This is a genomic window from Georgenia deserti (assembly GCF_042680605.1).
GTDB classification, from domain to species: Bacteria; Actinomycetota; Actinomycetes; order Actinomycetales; family Actinomycetaceae; genus Allobogoriella; species Allobogoriella deserti.
On sequence record NZ_JBHUEE010000007.1, the window covers coordinates 220,157 to 237,153 of the forward strand.

Annotated in this window: 20 protein-coding genes; 13 read left to right on the forward strand and 7 right to left on the reverse strand. The window is 71.7% G+C overall.

Annotation, left to right across the window (positions count from 1 at the left end; all coding sequences use genetic code 11):
* Position 1 precedes the first annotated feature (1 nt).
* From ACFSE6_RS14040 to ACFSE6_RS14050, 3 genes are all read right to left on the reverse strand, one after another.
* Positions 2–1,123: a DUF4185 domain-containing protein gene (locus ACFSE6_RS14040; RefSeq protein ID WP_388008296.1), complete on the reverse strand. Its 1,122-nt coding sequence runs from the start codon at positions 1,121–1,123 to the stop codon at positions 2–4.
* A gap of 80 nt (positions 1,124–1,203) precedes the next feature.
* Complete coding sequence (locus tag ACFSE6_RS14045; RefSeq protein ID WP_388008299.1) at positions 1,204–2,190, reverse strand: UDP-glucuronic acid decarboxylase family protein; 987 nt, start codon at positions 2,188–2,190, stop codon at positions 1,204–1,206.
* A gap of 15 nt (positions 2,191–2,205) precedes the next feature.
* Positions 2,206–3,126, reverse strand: a complete 921-nt coding sequence (locus ACFSE6_RS14050; protein ID WP_388008302.1) for a glycosyltransferase family 2 protein — start codon at positions 3,124–3,126, stop codon at positions 2,206–2,208.
* A gap of 389 nt (positions 3,127–3,515) precedes the next feature.
* On the opposite strand from ACFSE6_RS14050, the gene ACFSE6_RS14055 reads away from it, so the two are divergent.
* The 4 genes from ACFSE6_RS14055 (at position 3,516) to ACFSE6_RS14070 (ending at position 7,777) form a co-directional block, all read left to right on the forward strand.
* Positions 3,516–3,668: a hypothetical protein gene (locus tag ACFSE6_RS14055; RefSeq protein ID WP_388008305.1), complete on the forward strand. Its 153-nt coding sequence runs from the start codon at positions 3,516–3,518 to the stop codon at positions 3,666–3,668.
* Between the two features lie 68 nt (positions 3,669–3,736).
* Positions 3,737–4,972 carry a zinc-dependent alcohol dehydrogenase gene (locus ACFSE6_RS14060; RefSeq protein ID WP_388008308.1) on the forward strand — a complete coding sequence of 412 codons (1,236 nt, stop codon included), beginning with the start codon at positions 3,737–3,739 and terminating at the stop codon, positions 4,970–4,972.
* The gene (locus tag ACFSE6_RS14065; RefSeq protein ID WP_388008311.1) at positions 4,969–6,600 is read left to right on the forward strand and encodes an NAD-dependent epimerase/dehydratase family protein; all 1,632 of its coding nucleotides are present in this window, start codon (positions 4,969–4,971) and stop codon (positions 6,598–6,600) included. Before ACFSE6_RS14060 ends, ACFSE6_RS14065 begins: the two co-directional genes overlap by 4 nt.
* Before the next feature lie 13 nt (positions 6,601–6,613).
* Positions 6,614–7,777 (forward strand): carboxylate-amine ligase, encoded by a 1,164-nt coding sequence (locus ACFSE6_RS14070; RefSeq protein ID WP_388008314.1) that lies wholly within the window; start codon positions 6,614–6,616, stop codon positions 7,775–7,777.
* Here the strand turns inward: ACFSE6_RS14070 and ACFSE6_RS14075 are convergent.
* Positions 7,762–9,186 carry an alpha-L-fucosidase gene (locus tag ACFSE6_RS14075; RefSeq protein ID WP_388008317.1) on the reverse strand — a complete coding sequence of 475 codons (1,425 nt, stop codon included), beginning with the start codon at positions 9,184–9,186 and terminating at the stop codon, positions 7,762–7,764. The genes ACFSE6_RS14070 and ACFSE6_RS14075 overlap by 16 nt on opposite strands.
* A gap of 162 nt (positions 9,187–9,348) precedes the next feature.
* On the opposite strand from ACFSE6_RS14075, the gene ACFSE6_RS14080 reads away from it, so the two are divergent.
* From ACFSE6_RS14080 to ACFSE6_RS14115, 8 genes are all read left to right on the forward strand, one after another.
* Positions 9,349–11,031: a patatin-like phospholipase family protein gene (locus ACFSE6_RS14080; RefSeq protein WP_388008320.1), complete on the forward strand. Its 1,683-nt coding sequence runs from the start codon at positions 9,349–9,351 to the stop codon at positions 11,029–11,031.
* A gap of 359 nt (positions 11,032–11,390) precedes the next feature.
* Complete coding sequence (locus ACFSE6_RS14085) at positions 11,391–11,561, forward strand: hypothetical protein (RefSeq protein WP_388008323.1); 171 nt, start codon at positions 11,391–11,393, stop codon at positions 11,559–11,561.
* 98 nt (positions 11,562–11,659) lie between these two features.
* Positions 11,660–11,791: a hypothetical protein gene (locus ACFSE6_RS14090; RefSeq protein WP_388008326.1), complete on the forward strand. Its 132-nt coding sequence runs from the start codon at positions 11,660–11,662 to the stop codon at positions 11,789–11,791.
* Positions 11,788–11,931, forward strand: a complete 144-nt coding sequence (locus ACFSE6_RS14095; RefSeq protein ID WP_388008328.1) for a hypothetical protein — start codon at positions 11,788–11,790, stop codon at positions 11,929–11,931. Before ACFSE6_RS14090 ends, ACFSE6_RS14095 begins: the two co-directional genes overlap by 4 nt.
* Positions 11,932–12,138: 207 nt before the next feature.
* Complete coding sequence (locus ACFSE6_RS14100) at positions 12,139–12,636, forward strand: hypothetical protein (RefSeq protein WP_388008331.1); 498 nt, start codon at positions 12,139–12,141, stop codon at positions 12,634–12,636.
* Between the two features lie 12 nt (positions 12,637–12,648).
* On the forward strand, positions 12,649–12,786 hold the full coding sequence (locus tag ACFSE6_RS14105; protein WP_388008334.1) for a hypothetical protein: 138 nt from the start codon (positions 12,649–12,651) through the stop codon (positions 12,784–12,786).
* Positions 12,786–12,932 carry a hypothetical protein gene (locus ACFSE6_RS14110; RefSeq protein WP_388008337.1) on the forward strand — a complete coding sequence of 49 codons (147 nt, stop codon included), beginning with the start codon at positions 12,786–12,788 and terminating at the stop codon, positions 12,930–12,932. Before ACFSE6_RS14105 ends, ACFSE6_RS14110 begins: the two co-directional genes overlap by 1 nt.
* Positions 12,933–12,940: 8 nt before the next feature.
* On the forward strand, positions 12,941–13,756 hold the full coding sequence (locus ACFSE6_RS14115; RefSeq protein WP_388008340.1) for a DUF4097 family beta strand repeat-containing protein: 816 nt from the start codon (positions 12,941–12,943) through the stop codon (positions 13,754–13,756).
* Positions 13,757–13,777: 21 nt separating this feature from the next.
* On the opposite strand, the gene ACFSE6_RS14120 is transcribed toward ACFSE6_RS14115, so the two are convergent.
* The 3 genes from ACFSE6_RS14120 to ACFSE6_RS14130 all read right to left on the reverse strand — a co-directional run bounded on the left by ACFSE6_RS14120 (position 13,778) and on the right by ACFSE6_RS14130 (position 15,844).
* On the reverse strand, positions 13,778–14,128 hold the full coding sequence (locus ACFSE6_RS14120) for a nuclear transport factor 2 family protein (RefSeq protein ID WP_388008343.1): 351 nt from the start codon (positions 14,126–14,128) through the stop codon (positions 13,778–13,780).
* Positions 14,129–14,239: 111 nt separating this feature from the next.
* Positions 14,240–14,869 (reverse strand): CYTH domain-containing protein, encoded by a 630-nt coding sequence (locus ACFSE6_RS14125; protein ID WP_388008346.1) that lies wholly within the window; start codon positions 14,867–14,869, stop codon positions 14,240–14,242.
* 117 nt (positions 14,870–14,986) lie between these two features.
* On the reverse strand, positions 14,987–15,844 hold the full coding sequence (locus tag ACFSE6_RS14130) for an aldo/keto reductase (RefSeq protein ID WP_465254161.1): 858 nt from the start codon (positions 15,842–15,844) through the stop codon (positions 14,987–14,989).
* A 248-nt stretch (positions 15,845–16,092) separates the two neighbouring features.
* On the opposite strand from ACFSE6_RS14130, the gene ACFSE6_RS14135 reads away from it, so the two are divergent.
* On the forward strand, positions 16,093–16,926 hold the full coding sequence (locus ACFSE6_RS14135; protein WP_388008352.1) for an LLM class F420-dependent oxidoreductase: 834 nt from the start codon (positions 16,093–16,095) through the stop codon (positions 16,924–16,926).
* The last annotated feature ends 71 nt before the right edge of the window (positions 16,927–16,997 follow it).

The window sequence follows — 16,997 nt, forward strand, 5'->3', positions numbered from 1 at the left end:
GTCAGGCAAGACCCTGCACCCGGAACTGCATCGAGTGGTACACCTCGTTCGTCGTGGTGTTCCACTGGCTGAGGGTCAGATGCAGGTCCGACAGGGTGGAGCCGGGGATGATATACGGGCCGTAAAGCTGGGCGACGTGTGTGTCGTCCTCCTGGCCCCACTGTGTGCCGTGGATCAGGGTCGTGGTCGGCGCCGTGTACAGGTTGTCTGTCGGTGTGGCGAGGATTTTCGCGTCGACGCGGTAGTCCCGCGCGTTAAAGCCGGTGAACAGCCACGCGCCATCGACCGGGCGCAGGCACATCTCGCCCCAGGCGCCATCGAGGATGACGCCGGCACGCTCGTCCGGCGCGCCCCAACGCCAGCGGGTACCGTCCCAGACCCAGGGCTCGTAGGCGGCGGCGTTGCCGAGCTCGGTCTCCCGGATCCGGTTCAGCACGATGCCCTTGTCGCGTTGGAAGCCGGTCCCGAACGCGTAGACGTAGCCGTCGTCGCCCCGGCCCCAGGTGAGGCATTGGAAATGGCCACCGTCCTTGTCGGCCGGGAGATTCAGGCCCGTGTGCTGCCAGCTGGCGCCCGAGTCGTCCGAGCGCCACACCTCCGTCCAGCGCACCATGCCGAACTCGGGTCCGTTGACGATGGCGTGGAGGTACATGGTGCCGTCGATCGTGACGACGTCGGACGGGATGACCGTCGTGAAGTACTCGTCGTGCGGGTAGTACCACAGCTGCTGGGCGACCTCGCCGCCCACCGCGGCGTCGAAGGTCACGCCGGCGGCGAGGTCGGTCGTGGATGACCAGAGCGCGACCGGCGAGCGCCAGTTGCTACCACCGACGTGGTCAGCCCAGGTGTCGCCGAAGACGTAGAGCGTCCGACCGTCCGGGCACCGTGCCGGCACCCCGAGGTCGGTCGCGCCGATGCCGAACTGCACGGGTGTCTGGGTTCCGAGGAGGTTCTTGATCTTCGTGACCGTCGGGGCCGCCGATGCCGCCTCGACCGGGCCGTACGCCGTCGTGGCCCCCGCGGCGGCGATGACGCCGAGGCCGCCCAGCACGGCGCGCCGGGAGAGCGGTCTGCGGCCGCCGAGAGAAGAAGCGCTGGTGATCGGTTCGGCGTCGTCGCTCATGTCGCCCCCTCAGAAATCGATAACAGGTGCTGTTTAGCAGACTGTCACGCTCGTGACGAGGGGTTCCGTCCGGCGAGCGCTCAGGCGGGCGCCGGGCTGGCCGCCGTGCGCAGCGTCTCCTCGAACCAGGCGACGGTCCGGGCCAGGCCGTCCTGCCACGGCACCGCCGGATGCCAACCGAGGACCTCGCGAGCCAAGGTGGTGTCCGGCCGACGGACCTTCGGATCGTCCACGGGCCGCCCGACGAACTCGATCGGGGACCGGGACCCGGTGGCCGCGCAGACGTCCTCGGCGATCCGCAGCACCGAGCGCTCGTGCGGGTTGCCGAGGTTCACCGGTCCGGGATGCTCGCTCGCCGCCAGCGCCAGAATCCCGGTCACGAGGTCGTCGACGTAGCAGACCGACCGCGTCTGGCTGCCGTCGCCGGCCACCGTGAGCGGTTCGCCGGCGAGTGCCTGGCGGATGAACGTGGGGATGGCCCGACCGTCATTCGGGCGCATCCGCGGTCCGTAGGTGTTGAAGATCCGCACGATGCCCGTCTCGACGCCGTGGGTGGCGCGATAGGCGGTGACGAGGGCCTCGGCGTACCGCTTCGCCTCGTCGTAGACCCCGCGCGGCCCGATGGGGTTCACGTGACCCCAATAGTCCTCCGGCTGCGGGTGCACCTGGGGGTCGCCGTAGACCTCAGAGGTGGAGGCGAGCACGAACCGGGCGTCTTTGTCACGCGCGAGCGCGAGTGCCCGTTCGGTCCCGACCGAGCCGACGCGGAGCGTCTCGATCGGCATCTCCAGGTAGTCCACCGGTGAGGCGGGCGAGGCGAAGTGCAGCACGAGGTCCACCCGGCCACGGACGTGCCCGTTCTCGGTGACGTCGCAGTGCACCAGCTCGAAGCCGGGCCGGCCGGTCAGATGAGCGACGTTGCCCGGATTGCCGGTGAGGAAGTTGTCGAGGCAGACCACGTCCCAGCCCTGGGTGAGCAGCGCCTCGCACAGGTGGCTGCCGAGGAACCCGGCGCCTCCGGTGACCACGGCCCGCCGGCCGTCCGTCTCGTTCTGCACTGCCTTCATGCCGTCCCTCCTCGGTCAGCGACGGGCCGTTTCGGGTGCCCTCGCCACCGGGTCCACCGGCGCCGGCGTGGACGGTCGCGGCGCCGGACGTTCCAGGAGCTCCAGGTCCGCCAGGACGTCCGAGGTCGTCACCTGCCGGGCACGCAGGGCCGCCGGCAGGGCGCGGGCCGCGTCAGCGAGGCCGCCGCGCTGCGGGCGGCCGGAGTGCCAGGCCTCGCGCACCCGGCTGCCGAACACCGACCACGGCAGGCGCATGGCGGCCGTCAGCACGCGGGCGCGCGTGATCGCGCGCACGCGGGCCTCGGGGCTGTGCCGCACGGGCGAGGGGTGGTGGTGGACGACGACGTCGTCGACGTAGCACAGGTATCGTCCGGCAGCCGCAAGGTCCAGAGCGAGCCGCTCCTCCTCTCCGGGGAATCGCACCACGGGATCGAACCCGCCGGCCTCCAGGAACGCCTCCCGACGGACCGCAGCGCCGCAGGCGGCGAACCCGAGCACGGGGACTCCGGGCATGTCGCCCGTCCGGCGCAACGGAGAGGCGGCCATCTCGGCGCACATCGGGTCCAGGTGCTGCTCGGTACCGACGATCATCCGCGCAGCCAGCAGCGCCAGCGTCGGGTGCCGGTCCAAGGTCGCGGCCGCCGCCTCGAGCGCACCGGGCGCCCACCACGAGTCGTCGTCGGCGAACGCGACGAACTCGGTCCTCGCCCGCCGCACACCGATCGTACGGGCGTAGGCACCGGCGTTGCGGCGCAGCCGAACGACCCGGGCGTCCGGCCGCAGCTCGCGCACCACGTCGACGCTGTCGTCGGTGGAGGCGTTGTCGACGTAGACGACCGGGGCGTGGTGGCGGGTGAGGGTCGCCTCGAGATCGGCACGCCGATTACGACTGGCGATGACCACCGTGATCCGCGGGTCCTCGATCGTCGTCGGCATCCGTCACCTCGCTGTCTCGCTCGTGCGGCTTGCGGCGGGTCGGTCGCGCCGCCCGGGGGGCGCTGCTCGTCACGGTGGCACGCACCGCGGGCACCCGCATCTCGTACTGCGCATCCACCCCACAGCCCCGCCACCCACCACCCCGGGCCGCCAGTCGTCATTGCTGTGCCCAGTAGTCATTGCTGTGCCCAGTCGTCAAGGCTGTGCCGACTCGTCATTCCTGTGCCGAGTCGTCAATCATGTGCTGGTCTCTCGATGTCAAGACATGACAAGTCAGCACAAGACTGACAAGTCGCGCGGTCGGCGGGGCTCGGGCAGGTGGCGGCGGTCGACGACGAACGTCGGGCTTCCGGATGCGGCCGGGCATCGCCGGTGTCACCGTGGACCGCATGAGCGAGACGTCCCCCACCACACCATCCGAACGGCCCTACGACCCCGCGCAGGACCCAGACGCCGACCCGGACCAGGTGGAGACCGGCCGGGAGCGGCAGCCGGACCAGCCCGAGGGAGAGGACGACCCCACCGAGACCGGGTCCTCCTGACTTCCGGGCGGCGCGCCCCACCACCGCCGCCCGGCCGATTCCGACCCACGAACCACCGAGGAGACCACGTGCGCGCACTGACCTGGCACGGCCGGGAGGACGTTCGAATCGAGGACGTCCCGGACCCGACCCTCCGCGAGCCGACCGACGCCGTCGTGCGCATCACCTCCACCGCGGTGTGCGGCTCCGACCTGCACCTGTACGGCGTGCTCGGACCGTTCCTCTCCCCCGGCGACGTCCTCGGCCACGAGCCGATGGGGATCGTCGAGGAGGTCGGCAGCGAGGTCACCCACATCCGCCCGGGCGACCGGGTGGTCATCCCGTTCAACATCGCGTGCGGCGACTGCTGGATGTGCCGCCGCGGGCTCCAGACGCAGTGCGAGACCACTCAGGTCCGCGAGCACGACAAGGGCGCCGCCCTCTTCGGGTACACCTCCCTCTACGGCCAGGTTCCCGGCGGCCAGGCGGAGTACCTCCGCGTGCCGATGGCGCACTACGGGCCCGTCCCGGTCCCGGACGACGGCGAACCGGACGAGCGCTACCTCTACCTCTCCGACGTCGTCCCCACCGCCTGGCAGGCGGTCGAGTACGCGCACATCCCCGACGGCGGGTCCGTCGTCGTCCTCGGCCTCGGCCCCATCGGCCAGATGTCCGCACGGATCGCCCGCCACCGCGGCGCCGCCCAGGTCATCGGCGTCGACCTGGTACCCGAACGGCTCGCCATGGCACGCCGGCACGGCATCTCGACCCTCGACCTGCGTGAGACCGACGAGCTCGTCGACGCCATCCGCTCCATCACCGGGGGTCGCGGCCCGGACTCCGTCATCGACGCCGTCGGGATGGAGGCGCACGGCTCGCACCTCGGCAAGCTCGCCCAGATCGGGGCCAACTGGCTGCCGGACGCCCTCGCCAAACCGCTGTTCACCAAGGGGGGCGTCGACCGGCTGGACGCGCTGCACGCCGCTATCGAGATCGTGCGCCGCGGCGGCACCGTCTCCCTCTCCGGTGTCTACGGCGGCATGGTCGACCCGATGCCGATGATGGACCTGTTCGACAAGCAGATCACCGTCCGGATGGGCCAGGCCAACGTCCGCCGCTGGATCGACGACGTCCTGCCGCTGGTCAGCGACCCGGCCGACCCGCTCGGCGTGCTCGACCTGCGTACCCACCGGATGTCGCTGGAGGACGGTCCGCGAGCCTACGAGCTGTTCCAGAAGAAGGACGACGGCGCGATCAAGATCATCCTCGACCCCACCCTGCCCGCCGACGCCACGGCGGCCGGAACCCAGGAGGCCGCGCGATGAAGGTCGCCGTGGTCGGCGCGTCCGGCAACGTCGGCACCGCTGTCCTGAATCACCTCGTCGACGCATCCGAGGTCACCGGCGTCGTCGGGATCGCGCGCCGGATGCCGGACCGGGACGTCGCGCCCTACTCCTCGGCCGAGTGGCACCTCGTCGACGTCGGTGCCGAGGCCCGCGACGACGCCGCGGAGGAGGCGATCATCGAACGTCTGGTCGCCGCGTTCGACGGCGTGGACGCCGTTGTCCATCTCGCGTGGCTGATCCAGCCCAACCACGAGCGGGACCTGCTGCGCCGCACCAACGTGGAGGGAACCGCCCGCGTGGCGCGGGCGGTGGTCCGTGCCGGCGTCGGTCACCTCGTGTGCGCCTCGTCCTGGGCCGTCTACTCCCCCGCGCCCGACCTCACCCCGCGGGACGAGGCCTGGGCGCGCGACGGCGTGCGCTCGTCCCACTACTCCGTGGACAAGGCCGCCCAGGAGCGCGTCCTCGACGATCTCGAGGCCGAGTACCCCGAGCTGGTGGTCACCCGGATGCGCACCGGGCTGGTGCTCACCGCCGACGCCGGCGCCTCGATCGCCCGCTACTTCATCGGGCCCTGGGTCCCCCGCCGCCTGCTCGCACCCGGGGCGTTGCCGATCCTGCCCACGCCCACCGGGCTACGGGCCCAGGTGGTTCATGCCGACGACGCCGGCCGCGCCTACCTGGAGGTCCTGCGCCGCCGGGCCGGCGGCGGCTTCAACCTCAGTACCGGTGAGACCCTGCTCGGCGAGGACCTCGCCCGGATCCTCGACCACGGCCGCACCGTCCCGGTCCCGGCCGGGGTAGCCCGGTCGTTGCTGCACTACGCCTGGCGCAGCCGGCTGTTCGCCTCGGACCCCGGCTTCCTCGACATGGCCACCACGCTGCCGGTCATGGACGTCACGCGGGCGCGCCGCGAGCTCGAGTGGGAGCCGCGCCACGACGCAGACGCCACTGTCCGCGACCTGCTGGACGGCATGGTCCGCCGGGCCGGAGGGGCCAGTGTGCCGCTTCGCCCGCACGACCGCAGCTTCGAGGGCGTTCCCGGGCTACGGCCGGCGCTGCGCGGGCGCGCCCCGGCGGCCACCGGCGAGCCTGGCGGGCCGCTGGATCGCGAGCTGTTGCGCACCTACCTCGACGACCACCTCAGCGGATCCACCGCGGGCGTGGCGCGGATCGAACGGATGGCGCGCGCGTACGCCGACACCCCGATCGGACCGGACCTGCGGCTGCTCGCCGGCGAGATCGGCCACGGCCGTGACGAGCTCATGACGCTCATGGACGAACTCGGGCTACCCACTCGGCCGCACCGGCAGGGACTGGCGTGGGTGGCCGAGCGACTCGGCCGGTTGAAGACCAACGGGCGCGTCACGCACCAGTCGCCGCTGACGGTGCTGCTGGAGCTGGAGCTCATGCGCTCCGCCGTCGCGGGGCAGGCCGGCCTGTGGCAGACCATGGTCGAGATCGCCGGCGACCTGGGGATGGGGCGTGACCGGTTCGCGGAGCTGGCCGAGCGCTCCATCGCCTTCCAGACCCGGCTGGAAGAGTTGCATGCCCGGGTCCGCGGGGACGCGCTGCGCGCCTCCGGCGAGCGCCCGCTGAAGCTGGCCTGATACAACGGTGCCCGTGACCTCTCAGGGCCTCGGCCGACGCACCGTCGGCGTCGAGGAAGAATTGCTGCTCGTCGACTCGGCCAGCGGCCGTGCGATGTCCATGCAGGGCCAGGTGCTCGCCGAGGTGACGGAGCGCTGGGCGCGCGCCGGCGAGACGAGTCCGCAGCAGGCGGGCGAGCAGGCCGCCGACGCGTTCGAGGGCGAGCTCAACGAGGAGCAGATCGAGGTCGGCTCCCGGCCGCACGAGGACCTTGGCGAGCTCACCGAGGAACTCCTCGGGTGGCGCCGTCGTGCGGGTCTGGCGGCACGCCGGATGGGTGCGCGTGTGGCTGCGGTGGGGCTCTGCCCTACGGAGGTCACGCCGCGGACCGTCCGCTCCGAGCGCTACGACCGGATCACCGAGCTGTACGGCATCACAGCCGAGGAGCAACTCACCTGTGGCTGCCACGTGCACGTCTCGGTCGCCGACCGGGATGAGGCGGTCGGCGTCATCGACCGGATCCGCGGCTGGCTGCCCGTACTGACGGCGCTGAGCGCCAACTCGCCGTTCTGGCAGGGCCGGGACACCTCCTACGCGGCCTACCGCTCGCCGGTGATGAACCGCTGGCCATCGGCCGGACCGACGGACGTCTTCGGCTCCGCCGAGGCGTACGACCGGCTCGTCGAGGACATGGTCGCCACCGGGGTGCTGCTCGATCCGGGCATGGTCTACTTCGACGCGCGCCCGTCGCAGAACTATCCGACCGTGGAGATCCGGGTCGCCGACGTCTGCCTCGACGTCGAGGACACGGCGGTCGTCGCGGCGCTGTGCCGCGGGCTCGTGGAACGGGCGGCCGCGGAGTACCGGGCGGAGACCGCGCCGGTGCCCACGCCGGTCACGCTGCTGCGCCTGGCGGGCTGGCGGGCCGCCCGGGACGGGATGGGCGGCGAGCTCCTCGACCCGGTCACGATGCGGCCACGGCCGGCGTGGGACGCCGTCGGGACGCTGCTCGAGCACGTGCGTGAGCCGCTACGCTCCGCGGGCGATGAGGAGCTCGTCACGGCCGGACTGGACCGGATCCGCCGCGACGGCACCGGGGCGGACCGGCAGCGGCGGGTCCACGAGCGCACCGGCACCCTGGAGGACGTCGTCGCGGACGCGGTCCGGGTGACCGAGGGCCGTCACGAGGACGGCTGAGCCGCCAACGGAACCACCGCGGCCAGCGCCGGAGCGAGCCGCGTTCGCACGACGGCGACCCGTACGGCCTCGGCGGCGATCGGGGCGAACCGCAGGATGCGCTGGTAGCCGACGGCGCCGGTCTTCGTCACCGGTTGCCATTGCTCGCCGTCGTGGATGTCGATGTGGACCTCCTCGATCCGCTGGCCCACGGTGATCTGTTCCTTCAGCACGATGCCGTCGAGCACGGTCCGGCCGGGCAGCGTCAGCTCGAGCCACGGATGCAGATCGGCGGCGGCGGGAAGCCAGTGGCCGACGTCGTTGGCGAGGCTGGTCAAGGCCGCCGGGTCCGCGGGCCGGGAGGAGAAGGTGATGTCCGTCGCGGGCACGGCGGCGTCGCGGAGCGCGGCGATCCGGCGGCCCAGGCCCGCCAGGGTCCGGCGGTCCGGTTCGGCGATGCGGCCCTCGCGGGTAGGTGGGACGTTCAGCAGGAGCGTCGAGTTGCCGCCGACGGTGCGCTGATAGATGTCGAAGAGCTCGTCGACGTCGCGGACCTGACTGTCCTCCTCCGGGTGGTGGAACCAGCCGGGCCGGATGGAGGTGTTCACCTCGGCCGGGTACCAGACGAGATCGCCGGGCCGGGCGGTCAGGGCCGTGCGGCTGCCGAGGTCCCGGTCGTCGGAGCGGATGGTGCGGGAGAAGGCGCCGTCGTCGACCTGCTGCGAGCGCTCGGCGATCCGCTCAACGTCCTGCAGCGCCCGGGGCACCACGGACCACTCGTCGGGCCGGGTCTGCCCGGCCTCGTTGCCACACCAGCGCACGTCGGGACCGCACACGCAGATGACGGCGCCCGGCTGTAGCGCCCGGATGGTGCGGTAGTACCGCGGCCAGTCGTACGTCTGGCGTTTGCCGTTGGGGCCTTCGCCGTTGGCGCCGTCGAGCCAGACGGCGAAGATGTCGCCGTAACCGGTCAGGAGCTCGACGAGCTGGCCGACGTAGACGTCGTCGTAGGCGGTCCCGGACCCGTATGTCGGCTCGGCCCGATCCCACGGCGAGAGGTAGACGCCGAACTTCAACCCGTGCCGCGCGCATGCGTCGGCCACCTCCCGCACGACGTCGCCGCGGCCCTGGCGCCACGGGCTCGCCGCCACAGTGTGCTCGCTGTAACGGGACGGCCACAGACAGAAACCGTCGTGGTGCTTGGCGGTGAGGATGAGCCCGCGCATCCCGGCGGCCGCGAGCGAGGCGGCCCACTCGTCCGCATCGAGGTCAGGCGGGTCGAACAGGCCCGGATCCTCTTCGCCGGTGCCCCACTCGCGCCCGGTCATCGTGTTCATGCCGAAATGGACGAACCCGTACAGCTCCAGCTGCTGCCACGCGTACTGGCGATGGCTGGGGCGGACGTTGGCGAGGTAGTCGAGATCGATCATGCGGTCGTCATCCGGGCGGTCGGTGCTGGTCGTGCCGGCGCGGTCCCGGTCGGGAGCCGGTCGGGACCTGTCGGGGTTGGGCCACCTCGGAACCGTCACACGGCGGGCGGCGCTGGGCAAGACCGTCTCGGTTATCTTGGGCCTCATGCGCGCGGAGCTGTCATGACCTCATTGACGGGTCTGTGGAAGGAGCGACGCCGAGAGGTCACTGCCCTGGCGCTCAGCGGAGGTGGGTCGCGGGCGGACTTCCAGCTCGGTGCGTTGCGCTACCTCTACGACCGCGTCGGCATCACCCCTCAGGTCATCACCGGCACGTCGGCGGGCTCCATCCTCGCGGCCACGCTGGCCCAGTCGGCCGACCACGACGAGCAACGCCGCTACCTGCGCGAGCTCGAGACCCGCTGGGCGCAGATGCGGGACAGCTCGGACATGTTCACCCCGCACCCCTGGTTCGACCGGTTGCGACGCCGTGGGCCGGAGTGGATGGCGGCCCTGCAGAAGCGCCAGCACCGGCAGAGCCCGCTCGGGCGGACCTTCGCCCGTGCCGCGACGGCGCCGCGGGCCGGAGTGGACGGCACGGCCGGCTCGCGAGCGACGTCGGGCCCCTTCGCGCGGGGCGGTCCGCTCGACCCGGCAGCCGTGGCGGAACGGTTGCGGACCATGACCGCCGGCCGGCCGTGGCCGCCACCGCGTGAGGACCATGGCGAGACGGGCGGCACGATCGGGGTGGTCGAGTTCCTCACCGCGCTGCGCGAGGTCGGGCGTGCACGGCCGGACCTCGAGCTCATCCTGCGCGGCGCCGAGCGCGAGAAGGCCATGTACCGGCCCGGGCCGCTGGTCGAGCGACTGGTCGATCCGGAGGTCTTCGCCGCGGAGCGGGTGGGGCGCTCCGGTGTCACGCTGCGCATCGCCGTGGTGGGGCTCGAATCGGGCGAGCTGCGATACGTCACCGAGTCCGGCGGCTTGGTGGATCGGCTGAACCGTCCGGTCGAGGGTGAGCCGGTGGATCTCGTCGAGGCGGTCCGGGCCTCGTGCGCCATCCCGGCCGTGTTCCGTCCGGTCCAGCTCCGGGACGAGACATATGTCGACGGCGGAGTGCGCGAGACGCTGCCCGCCGAGGTCGCGATGGACCACCTCGACGTCACGACGTGCTACGCCGTCGTCGCGTCACCGCCAGGCGTGCCGCATGAGTCGAGCTATGCGGACAAGGACCTCATCTCGGTGGTGCTGCGCTCGACCGCGGGCATCATGGCGGACGAAGGCCTGCGCGACGAGGTCGAGCGCGCTCGGCGCGACGGTGCGGTCCTCATCGCACCGGAGATGGACCTGCACGACATCCTCACCGTGGATCCCGGTCTGACCGCGATCGCGATGGACTACGGCTATCTCCGCGCCGCCGAGGCGGTGCACGGTGCGACCGCGTCCCAGGCACGGCTGACCCGGGATGTCGTCACACTGCGTCGTGAGATCTGGCAGCTGGAGCAGGACCTGCTCGCGCCGCCGGCCACAGTCGGCGGCGTCGACCCGGCGACGGCCGAGCCGCCCGCGCCGGCCACGGCGTCACCGGCGCCCGGTGTGGCACCGGACCCTCGCGACGGACCCGGAGACCGCGGGCCTTCACCCGGTGCTGCCGGAGCGTCCGGAACGGGCAGCTCGCCCGGAGCGTGGCCGGCCGCCGACGGCGCCGCACCGCCGGACTTCTCCGAACTGGCGACGATGAAGCGCCGGCTGCGGTCCCTGGTGGTGCGCATCCCGGCCGATCGCCTGCCGCCCGGGGCGGACGAGTGGTGGCGCACCTTCGAGCGGCACGCCTTCGAGATCCCGTACCGGCCGACCTGGGTCTGAGCCGCGACCGTCGGCGAGGAGCCCGCCAGAGCCTGGCCAGAACCCGGTGAGAAGTCCGGTGAAAAAAGATTGTGCGCGCTCGACAGGCCCTGCTGTGATGTCCCCATGACCACGACCGCTGACACGATCCGCCCGACGATGGACCGGGCGAGTGCCACCGTGGTCGGCGTGATCCTTCCGTTCGCGACCTGCTGAGTTCGCGACCGAGGGGGCCACACCGGCACCGGTAGCCCGCCCCCTCGCTCGTTCCGGCGCGCCCCGTCGCGTGCCGCACGCCCCGGCCCCACCCGTCCCGGGCACCACCATGTCTGCACGCACCAGGCACACGTGTGCCGTGCGCCGAACGGAAGGAGCCCGAGATGGCTGCACCCCAGGACTTCACCCCGCGCTACCTCGGCGTCCCGATGGACGACTATCTGCAGCTCACCCACGGCACGCCCGGCCGGTCCGGGCCGGTACGCGATCCGCGCTTCGGCCGCGGGCGCCGCCCGATGGGGTACCGCACGCAGTTCGTCCGCCGGAAGGTCTGACCGTCCCCAACGGCCCCGACCTGTCCGACGCCCAGCCGATCCGCACGCCCGATCCGCACGCGCCGGCCGCCGACCGCGGCCGACCGGGAGGACATGTCATGAGCCAGACGTTCTTCGACGCCATGGCGGCGTACATGCTGCGCCAGACCTGGCAGGAGCTGCTCGGCGACGACGCACCCGCGCGCCGTCGTCGGCACCACGACACACAGACCGAAAGGAGGGAATTGTGAACGGCTACGTGCCCGAGGTCCACCTGCTCACGTACCAGGAGATGGTCCGCGAGGCGGAGGCCGTGCACCAGCGACGGGCTGCGCGCCGCGCGCGCACCACGCCGTACGTGCCCTTCCGCCGTGCCGCCGACAGCCTGTGAGCCGACGGGCCTCACGGCCCGTTCGTCTCACCGGTCCGTCGACCGTGAGAAAGCTCGAGCAGGTGCAGGACGCGACACGAGGGCGGGGAACCGGTGGCCGGTTCCCCGCCCTCGCATGTCTGGGCGCACGCACGTCCTGGCGCGTTCGCCGCACACCGGCCACGACATGGCATTGACATGCTGTCACTGTGACGCCATGCTGGCGTCATGGACATGGGGCCGTACCTGTCGTCGCTGCACCAGGCGTTGACCGCCGTCACGCGGAGCTCCGCCCCCGAGGTGCAGCAGGCGGCCGACCACGTGGCCGAGAGCCTTGAGCCCGGTCTGCGGCTGACGCTGATGCAGATGGCCTCGGACATCGCGGCCGAGGTCACCGTGCAGCTCGAGGGCGACCTCGTCGAGGTCCGGCTGCGCGGCGGTGCGCCGGAGATCGTGGTCGAGCGTGCCCCGCAGGAAGCCGAACCGCCCAGCCCGCCGCCGGCCCCCGCGCCGCCCACGCCCGAGGACGACGGCGGCACCGCGCGCATCTCGCTACGTCTGCCCGACGCCCTCAAGAGTCAGGTGGACCAGGCCGCCGCGAGCGAGGCCGTCTCCGTCAACACCTGGCTCGTGCGCGCCGTGCAACGCGCACTCACCACTCCCGGTGCACCCTCGTCCGCCGAACCGACCACCTCCGCCCGCCGCCTCGACGGTTGGGCACGCTGACAGGAGCTTTCGATGAGCCATCCCGAACTCGACCCCTTCGTGGCGCGCTCGCTGCGTGCACCGTTCGGTCAGTACCTGCTCGACGACCGCCGCACCGCAGCGGATCGGCGCGCTCGGGCCCTGCGACGCTCCGGGAAAGGTGAGAAGTGATGGACCAGTGGCTCGAGCTCCACGAGTGGCGCGCCCGGGACCTCGTCCGAGAAGCGGAGTCGGTGCACCGCCGTCGCACGGCCGCACGGTGGCGCACCACCCCGTACGCCCCGGTGCGCCGTCGTCGTCCTGACGAGACGCTCTGAGGCCGGTCATGGCCCCACGCGAGTTCGCGGTCTCCGGCCCCGTACGGATCCAGGCCACGGGGCGCGCCGGCGACCTCACGGTCACCACCGGCGCGGAGGACGAGGTACGCGTCGACATCGACGGCGACGGCGGCGACGTGCGCGTCGATCTCGTCGGTGACGTGCTGCGCATCGAGGTGCCGCAACACGCCCGGCAGCTCGTCGCGCACAGGTCGAGCCACCGGATCGCCGTGACCGTCCCGCCCCGCTCGTCGCTCGACGTCGGGTCGGGCTCGGGTGACGTGCGGACTCTGGGTGAGCTGGCCCAGGTCGCCGTGCGGACCGGGTCCGGTCGGGTCGACGTCGCTGCAGCCGACGACGCGTCGATCACAGCCGGCTCGGGTGATGTCACGATGACGTCACTCGGCACCGGAACGATCACCACCGGCTCGGGAGACGTCGTGGCCGCGACGGTCTCGGGCGCGCTGCGTGCGCGATCGGCGTCGGGTGACGTGGTGGTGACGACGGCGACGGAGCTCGACGTCACCACGGCGTCCGGCGACGTGCTGGTCCGCGAGCTGCACGGTCAGGCGAGCGCGCGGACCGTCTCCGGCGACATCCTCGTCAACCGCGCAGTCAGCGGGCGGCTGCAGGCGATGACCGCCTCGGGCGACGTCGCGGTGCGGGTGGCGGAGGGGACGGCCGCGTTGCTCGGGTGCTCGAGCGTCTCCGGCACGGTGACGTCCACGCTCGAACCGGCTGGTGAGCCTGAGGCCGGTACGCCGACGGTGGAGCTGCGCGCCCGCACCATCAGTGGCGACATCTCGATCAGGCGCACCGGCTGACCGGGCGGTGACCGCGGCCGGTCAGCTCAGCGGCGTCTGCTGGTGCAGGATCAGGCGCGGTTCGCCGTCGTCGTCGATGCGGTAGAGGCTGGACATGCAGGCCCGGTAGACGTTCTCGCCACGTCGGCCGGTGAAGGTGTAGACGATGGCGACGGCGTCCGCTCCTGCCGTCAGCAGCCGGGGCTCGTCCAGGTCGACGGCGTCCCACCCGCTGGTGGGCGACCCGTCCACGGCCGCGGCGCACTGCTCCAGATCGAGCACCATACCGGGCAGGACGAACACCGCCTCGGGGGCGCAGCGGGTGCGGTAGGTCTCGCCGGTGCCGTTCGCGAGTGCTCGCTCATTCACCAGGAGCTCGTCCAGGGTGGGCACGCTTCCTCCTCGACATCTACCGAGCCGCCAGGTGGGGCCACCACTCCACACTGCCTCGCCGGTACGGCGTCCTTCTTGACGATTTCGGAACGACCCACCGTCGCCGATCGATCAGGGGGCGTCGATCTCGTTGTGCCCGAACTGCTGCAGGAACGTCGGCCCGCGGGTGGCGAGCTCGCGCTCGAAGTCCTCCGCCCAGGTCGAGTACGGCCGAACGGCGAGCGCGTCGTTGGTGAAGCGCGGGTCGGTGGTGACCTCACTGACGCAGAAGTCGGGGATGGTCAGGTCGGTGACGGGGCCGCCTCGCTCGCACTCGGCGACGATCAGCGGGGCGTTGCCACCGAGGAAGTCGTCCAGTACCCATCCGTCCGTTCCCAGCCAGAGCGAGTGCCGGTACTTGACCATCGGATGCCCGCCGAGCCGGACCATCGACCGCCCGACGGAGATGTCCAGCTCACGCTCGGCCTCGTACCGCGTCCCGCTGACCTCCGGGCCTTTTGCGGTGAGCGCGCAGAAGGTGATGTCCAGACCATCGAGGAGGTCTCCGACGTCGACGTCGGCGGGCACCGGTTCGCGTGGGGCGACGGCCTGGAGCCGGACCCGCAGCGCGTACCCCTCGGCCGCCAGGTAGTAGCTCTGCACGATGAGGACGGGGTCCGGCTCGCTGAGCACGACGTCCGGCAACGAGCGCACGAAGAACTTCCGCTCGAATTCGAAGTCGCCGTAACCGGTGTCACTCATGGCCTCACGGTACCGCCGGCGCCCCCGCGCCGAGAGCGGACGATCGAGCCGAAAGCTGCCGTTTGAACGTCCGCTCTTGACTCAAGTGTCCGCTCTCGGCGGGGCCGGGGGACCGGGTCAGCGGTTCTGGAAGTCCTCGGGGTAACCGTTGAACCGATCCGGATGGAATCCGCGGCGGCCGTTCTCGCCCTTGTCGAGCTTCGCGAAGGCGGCCATGTCCTCCTCGGACAGGCTGATCTCCAATGCACCGAGGTTCTCGCGCATGCGCGAGGGCGTCACGGATTTGGGGATGACGATGTTGCCGAGCTGAAGATGCCAGCGCAGGATCACCTGCGCCGGGGTGGCGCCGTGTCGCTCGGCGATCTCCACGATGGCCGGGTCACCGAGAACGTCTCCCTGGGCGATGGGGCTCCACGCCTCGGTGACGATGCCGTGCCGGGCGTGGAAGTCCCGCAGCTCCTGCTGCTGGAGGTAGGGGTGCAGCTCGATCTGATTCACGGACGGCACCACCTCGGTGGCGTCGAAGAGCTGCTCGAAATGGTGCGGCAGGAAGTTGGAGACCCCGATCGAGCGGATACGGCCGGCCTCCTGCAACTCCTGGAAGGCGCGCCAGGTGTTGATGAACTCGCCACGGTCAGGGCACGGCCAGTGCACGAGGTAGAGGTCGAGCACGTCCAGGCCGAGCTTGTCCATGGAGGCGTCGAACGCGGCGAGCGTGGAGTCGTAGCCCTGGTCCGGGTTCGCCAGCTTCGTGGTGACGAACACCTCGTCACGAGCCAGGCCGGATGCGGCGATCGCCGCGCCGACCCCTTCCTCGTTCCGGTACCCCGCGGCCGTGTCGATGCTGCGGTATCCGCAGTCGAGCGCCTCGGCCACGACCTCCTGGGTGTTCTCGGGCGGGACCTGGAAGACGCCGAAACCCAGCTGGGGAATCGTCACGCCGTCGTTAAGCTTGATGTCCGGGTTCGTGCTCACCTGGCTCATGCGGCTCCCTCGCTCGGATCGTCTGCCTGTCCATCCTCGTGCGATCCGTGGAGCGGGCACAAGCGCAGCATCCGGCGCCCCGTGCCTGAGGGGCGATCGCGGACCCGTCCCTGTGCCCGGCCACTGGCGCCCCTGGCGGGGGCAGCGCCGGCATCGCAATCCACGGGCGGCAGGAATTGCGTGCGGCGAGAATTGCCTACAGCAGGAATGTCACGCGCGGCGGCCGGGTTGGTCCGGTTATGACGGTTGAACTGGGTCGATACGGCATCTGGATCCCGGCCGGCGACGCGACGGCGGAGCTGGCCCGCGAGGCCGAGCGTCTCGGCTACGGCACGATCTGGCTCGGCGGCTCCCCCACCGACCTGAGCATCGCCGACGCCATCCTGGACGTCACCGAGCGCCTCAGCGTCGCGACGGGCATCGTGAACATGTGGGCGACGCCGGCGGAGGACGCCGCGACGGCCTTCCACCGGATCGAGGAGCGGCATCCGGGCCGGTTCCTCCTCGGCGTCGGGATCGGACATCCCGAGGCGACGGCGGAGTACCGCAGCCCGTACGCGACCATGGTCGACTACCTGGACCAGCTCGACGCCGCCGAGGTGCCGGTCGCCTCCCGCGCGCTCGCGGCGCTCGGGCCGAAGGCGCTGACGCTGGCGGCGGAACGGACCGCCGGGGCGCACCCGTATCTGGTCACGCTCGAGCACACCCGAATCGCCCGCGAGCGCATGGGTGCCGAGGCGCTGCTCGCTCCTGAGCACAAGGTCGTGCTGGACGCGGACCCGGCTGCCGCGCGCGAGACCGGCCGTCCCGGCGTCGCCAAACCGTACCTGCGCCTGCGCAACTACCGGGCGAACCTCGCACGCCTCGGCTTCACCGAGGAGGACATGGCCGACGGCGGAAGTGACCGGCTCATCGATGCGCTCGTCGCCCACGGCGACGCCGATGCCGTCGCGGCGGGTCTGACCGCGCACCTGGACGCCGGTGCCGACCACGTCAACGCGCAGGTCCTGCCGCGCGGGAGCGACCCGGTCCCGGCGCTGCGGCAGATCTCCGAGGCGCTCGACCTCGCCTGACCAGGGCTGACGCCGGCCGGCGGCGCCCGCACACCAATGACCACCCGTACACCAATGACCAGTCGGCACAG